The sequence below is a fragment of the Kitasatospora sp. NPDC127067 genome, assembly GCF_042724755.1.
In the GTDB taxonomy this organism is placed as follows: domain Bacteria; phylum Actinomycetota; class Actinomycetes; order Streptomycetales; family Streptomycetaceae; genus Kitasatospora; species Kitasatospora lactacystinica.
Map to the genome: position 1 here is coordinate 1 of NZ_JBHXEM010000034.1, position 5,742 is coordinate 5,742.

Here is a 5,742-nt window from a genome sequence, read left to right on the forward strand (position 1 = left end):
GCCGGGGTAGGAGAAGTCCTCGACGGCCGGCGGTGCGGCGGAGTTGTCGGCGGGGGTGGTGTCGGCGGCGGCGATCGCGGTGGCGCCGCCGAGGGTCGCGGCGGTCACCGCGGCGGTGGCCAGCCAGCGGCGCGCGGTGGTGGTGCGCAGGGCGGTGTGGGTCACCTGGGGCTCCATCGGAAGGTGAGCGGGGCGGGCGCGGGTCAGCCGGTGACGCGAAGTTCGAGCAGGGTGGTGGGCTTGCCGCTGCCGTTGCCGCTGCCGATCCCGACCGGGACGGCGGTGCCCTTGGCGATGTCGATGCTCTGGGAGGCGCCCTCGCTGGTGAGCTTGGCGTTGACCGAGTAGTCGTCGGTGCGGATCCGGAACACGTTGGGCACCTCGACGGCGAGGTAGCCGGTGGTACCGGTGGCGCGGAAGCAGATCTGGTTGCCCTTGTCGTTGGGCAGGTCCCAGCTGAGCACGCTGATCTGGTCGTCGACGGCGCAGTCGGACAGCACGATGTGGCCGTCGCCGCGCAGCAGCTTCACGTTGGGGTACGGGGCCGGGCCGGGGTGGACGAAGTCCTCGACGGCCACCGGCGCGGCCGAGTTGTCCGCCGGGGTGCCGTCGGCGGAGGCGATCGCCGTGACGCCGAGCGTGGCGGCCGCGGCGACGGCGCCGCCAACGAGCCAGCGGGACATGCGCTTTGACATGAGTATTCCTCTTCGTTCGTTTGATGTTGCCCTGGTCGACAGATCGCCGGAATGGGACGAAGACCCCGGATGGAAGGCGAACCGACATGATGCGATGAAGCGTCATGAATGGCGGGAACAAGGGTTGAAGGCCACTTGACCACCCCTGTGACCATCGGCGGAAACCGCCCCATCGAACCAGATCGACTGAGCCCGCGCCAAGACCCTTTTTGCAGCTCAGGCAGGCAAGTTGTCATGATTTGGAATGCATTTGATCACATGCTGACGGTGCGACACCTTTGCCGAATTATGAGCCCACTGAGGCAGTTTGACTCCTTGACCGCTCTTCAACTCTTTGACTTCGTGAGCGTTCTGTTGGACCGTCATTTATCGTGGGGATCTGCTGCGGCCGGGATTCGGCCGATGTCGACAGTGGAGGTTTCCCGTGCGTCAATCGATATCCCGCTCACGACGGCGAGGGAGGGGAGGGCCGCCGCTGTTGGGCAGGCTCTCCCTGAGCCTGCTGCCACTGGCCCTCACGGCCGGACTGGTCGGGGCCGGCGTGCCGAGCGCCGCCGCAGGGACGGTCGGCGGAGAGGTCCAGCCGAGCGACCGCCAACGCGCCGTTCAGGCGTGGCTCAACAGCGGCCCCCGGCTCCACGCACTCGCCGAGGCCGCGCTCGCGGGCTCCGACCAGGACGTGAAGCGCTTCCTGGACACCGAGTTCGCCGCGGCGCAGAACGCGGACGACCTGCTCACCGCCACGCAGATCTCCAGCGTGGGCGGGCCCAAGGTCCGCGAGGCCGCCGACAAGGCCATCGACGGGACGGCCGCGGACCGACGCGCCTTCCTGGAGGGCGGCTGGCAGTCGGCCCTCGACGCGGACCGGCGGCTGTGGATCACCCGGATCACCGACCCCGCGATGGGCGCCGGACGGAGTCTCCAGGCCGCGGGCGACGCCGCACTGCGCAGCAACACCAGTGACGACCTGCAGCGGTTCCTGACCGAGGGCCAGTTCCCGGCGAAGGACGCCGACGACCGGGTCAAGCTGGTCCAGATCCTCAGCTCCGGTGGCCCCAACGTCCAGGCCGCGGCGCGTCTCGCGCTGAACGGCACGATCCAGGACGTGCGCGACTTCCTCGCCGTCGGCCGGTACATCGCGCAGAGCCGTGACCAGGAGCGCGCGAGCATCGCACAGCTGGCGCAGCAGGCCAAGGACGCGAGCGCCCAGGCGGCCCAGGAGACGGCCGCGGCCATCGAGGCCAAGGACACGGCGGTCCACGAGGCGCAGAAGGCTATGGAGGCCGCCGCGCGGGCCGCGTCCGAGACCCAGCAGGCCGGCAACGACGCGGCCAAGGCCACCGCCGCCGCGAACGACGCCGCCAGTGCGGCAGACCGCGCGGGTGCCGCGGCGAAGACGGCGATGGCGGCCGCGCGTGCGGCCAACGCGGGTGCGCGAGCGGCTGCCTACGCGGCGTCGAACGCGGCGGCGGCCGCGGCGGGTGCCCAGCGGGCCGCGGCGAACGCGCGGACGGCGGCCGCGGCCGCGGCCGGTGACGCGACCAAGGCGCACGAGGCGCGGGTGGCGGCGGACGCCGCCGACGCCGCGTCCAAGATCGCCGCGGACGCGAACGCCACGCTCGTCAAGGCGAACGAGGCCGCCAAGAGCAGCAAGGACGCGGCGGGTGCCGCGCTCAGTGCCAAGGGCAACGCCGATGCCGCGGCGGGTTCGGCCGAGCAGGCCGGCGACTACGCGGACAACGCGGGCGGCCAGTCGGCGAAGGCCAAGCAGGCCGCGGCGGCGACGCGCCGCTCGGCCGCCGAGGCCGGCCGTGCCGCCGCCGCCTCCCAGCAGCTGGCGGCCGAGGCCGTCACGAAGGCCGACGCGGCCGCGGCGCTCCTGAGGTCCGCGGGCGAGCACGCCGCAGCGGCGGCGCAGGCCGCCCGGGACGCCGCCGACCACGCCGGCCAGAGCAGCAACGCCGCGCAGGAGTCCACCGACCACGCGAACGCCGCCTCCGGCTTCGCCACGGACGCCCAGACCGCGGTCGACAAGGCCAACGAGATCCAGGACCTGGCCCGCCGCACCGAGGCCGAGGACCTGACCAACCGCACCGCGGCGGCTGTGGAGAAGGCCCGCAAGGCCAAGGCCGACCAGGCCGACAAGCAGGCGCAGACCGACCAGGCCGCCCAGGACGTCCAGAAGGCGAAGGCCGAGGCCGACCGCCTCGCCGCCCTGGCCAACCAGCCCGGCGCCACCCCGGCGCAGGTCGCCACCGACGGCCGCAAGCTCGCCCTCGTCTCCCGCAAGATGTCGAGCACGTGGGGGTCGGCGGCGGCCGACGCGGCTCTCACCGGCAACGACGCCGCCGTGTTCTCCTACCTCAGGACGGGCCGCAAGCAGGCCGAGGAGCACGACGCCCGCGACCGAGCCACCAAGATCTACGGGGACTCGGAGAGCGACGGGGTCCGCACCGCCGCCTACACCGCGCTCCAGGGCACCACGGACCAGGTCAACGCCTTCCTGGCCAGTGGTCAGTTCGATGCCGCGGCGCCGGAGAACCGGCTGACGATCACCCGCGTCAGCGACAGCGCCGGCCCCGCGGTCAAGGCCGCCGCGGACGCCGCGCTGCGGGTCAACACCCCCGCCGCGCTGCGGGACTTCCTCGGCAAGGGCCTGGCCGACGCGCAGGCCGCCGACGACCGCCTCGTCGCCACCCGGCTGGAGGACGCCCCGGACACCGAGCCCGAGCTCAAGGCCGCGGCCAAGGTGGCCCTCGAAGGCCCCGTCCAGGACCTGCGCACCTTCGTGGCCCAGGGCCAGTTCACCGCCCAGCAGAAGGACCGGCTCACCGCCGTCCACGTCGCCGACGTCAAGGGCCTGATCGCCGAGGCCACCGCCGCCGCCGCGACCGCCCAGAAGAACGCGGCCACGGCCCAGGCCGCCGCCGCCACCGCCCGCGGCGCCGCCGCCGAGGCCAACGGCTACGCCGCCCAGGCCCAGGCCTCGGCCAACACCGCCGCCGACTACGTCACCAAGGCCCAGGCCGCCGCCGACGCCGCCCAGGCCGACGCCGCCAGGGCCGCAGCGGCCGCCAAGAGCGCGAACGCCGCCAAGGCCTCCGCCAACCGCGACGCCGCCAAGGCCGTCTACTCCGCCAACCAGGCCGAACAGTCGGCCCGGCAGGCTCGCTGGTCGGCGGCCGAAGCCAACGAGTCCGCGAGCGCCGCCCGCAGCTCCGCCGAGGCGGCCGGTCAGGACGCGACGGCCGCCCAGACCGCCGCCGACAACGCCCACGCGACCTACGAGACGCGGCGGGACGCCGAGGAGAAGGCCCGGCTCGCCAGGCTGGAGGCGGAGCGCAAGGAGGCCGAGAAGCAGGCCCAGGCCGCGAAGGAGAAGCAGGACTCGATCGCGGCGATCGAGGAGGAGATCAAGAAGGCGAAGGAGGACAGCGAGAACGTCAGCTACCTCTACCACCTCTTCTCCGAGAGCATCCACCTCACCCTCGACGTCATCGGCGGTGCGGGCGGCGTCATCGCCCCCGGCCTCGCCGACATCGCGGACCTCGTCAACTGCGCCTACTACGCGGTCGAGGGCCGCACCACCGACGCGGTCACCTCCTGCATCGGCGCGATCCCCTTCATCGGTGACGGTGCCGCCGTCGCCAAGCTCGCCCAGTGGGCCAAGAAGTTCGGCTCCTGGGGCGAGAAGGCCGTCGAGTTCATCAAGAAGCTCGTCACCCGTCTTCCTCCGCCGACCTGCCCGCTGAACAGCTTCCCGGCCGGTACCCGCGTCCTGATGGCCGACGGCTCCACCCGCGCCATCGAGACCGTCCAGGTCGGCGACGAGGTCCTCGCCACCGACCCCACCACCGGAGTCGCCGGTCCCCGTCGGGTGTCGGCCACCATCTACACCCCGGACGACCGCGACTTCACCGACATCTCCCTGGGTGCCGGACAGTCCCTGACCAGCACCGGCCACCACCCCTTCTGGTCCGAGAACCGGAAGTCCTGGACCGATGCCGCCGACCTCAGGACCGGCGACGAACTGCGCGACCCCGCCGGACAGCCCCGGCGCATCGAGGACGTCCGGAACTGGAACACCCTCCAGCCCGCCTACAACCTCACCGTCGAGGACCTCCACACGTACTACGTGCTGGCCGGCGACCTGCCGGTCCTGGTCCACAACACGACGAACTACTGCCCGAAGCGTCTCGCCCTCGGTCTCAGCGAAACCCTGGACGGCAAGGACCTGATGAGCCCGTTCACCAAGCTCACCAAGTCCGAGTCGTTCATGACCTTCCCCGACGGCACGGACTGGAAGCAGACCGTCCGTGACGCGCTCGCCCCGGGGAAGGACACCGCAATCGTCTTCAACCTCACCGGCTTCGGGAAGGATCTGGCACGGGAGTGGGCCGCGGCACAGGAGGGGATGGCGGTTCCCGTGCAGCCCTTCACGGGCTGGGAGCTGGCCATGATCAAGGCTGCGCCGAAGGAGGTACGGGATCGCGTGAAGTGGTACCTGGACGGTGTAGAGACGACGAGCCCCTTCGACTGAGACGAGCCCTTCGCATGACCAACGGGATGACGTTCCTGGCAGGTATCGACGATCTGCCCCTGCGGACCGGGCGGGCCTTCCGCCCCTGGTCCTACTCGGTGTCGCACCGCTGCCTGGTGCTACGGACCTGGGAGGACGACACGAAGCCGGCCCTGGAACTGGAGTTCAAGAACGTCTTGGCGATGAAGCTCCGACGGAGCTTCGACCAGCTGCACGTGTCCGAGGTCGTCGACGGGGTCCCCGAGATCGACGAATTCGCGGACATCTCGGACGAGGACCGCGAGTTCTTCCGGACCCTGCTGTTGTCCGGCGGCACCCACCAGGGGTTCGTCGTGTGCAGCCGCATGCAGCTCGTGACCCTGTGACACGACTCCGTTGATCCCGAGGTGTGAAGGCGTCCTGCCGGACCCGTCCGGCAGGACGCCTTTCCCGTCGGGCGTGGGGCCCCCCCCCAACACCCCGGGGGCGCGCCCCAAACCGAAAACCGCCGGGGGGGCCCCGGAGAGC

General features: G+C 71.8%; 3 protein-coding genes. 2 read left to right on the forward strand and 1 reads right to left on the reverse strand.

What is annotated here, in order from left to right; all coding sequences use genetic code 11:
• Positions 1-203 precede the first annotated feature (203 nt).
• The gene (locus ACFWJ4_RS16690) at positions 204-695 is read right to left on the reverse strand and encodes a hypothetical protein (protein ID WP_380544432.1); all 492 of its coding nucleotides are present in this window, start codon (positions 693-695) and stop codon (positions 204-206) included.
• Between the two features lie 478 nt (positions 696-1,173).
• Here ACFWJ4_RS16690 and ACFWJ4_RS16695 point away from each other — a divergent pair, with 478 nt between their 5' ends.
• The gene (locus tag ACFWJ4_RS16695) at positions 1,174-5,235 is read left to right on the forward strand and encodes a polymorphic toxin-type HINT domain-containing protein (RefSeq protein ID WP_380544435.1); all 4,062 of its coding nucleotides are present in this window, start codon (positions 1,174-1,176) and stop codon (positions 5,233-5,235) included.
• A 14-nt stretch (positions 5,236-5,249) separates the two neighbouring features.
• On the forward strand, positions 5,250-5,600 hold the full coding sequence (locus ACFWJ4_RS16700) for a hypothetical protein (protein ID WP_380544438.1): 351 nt from the start codon (positions 5,250-5,252) through the stop codon (positions 5,598-5,600).
• Positions 5,601-5,742: the final 142 nt, after the last annotated feature.

Bases quoted from the DNA above. Each gene is read 5' to 3' on its own strand.
- ACFWJ4_RS16690 (WP_380544432.1), bottom strand. From the start codon at position 695: ATGTCAAAGCGCATGTCCCGCTGGCTCGTTGGCGGCGCCGTCGCCGCG.
- ACFWJ4_RS16700 (WP_380544438.1), top strand. From the start codon at position 5,250: ATGACCAACGGGATGACGTTCCTGGCAGGTATCGACGATCTGCCCCTG.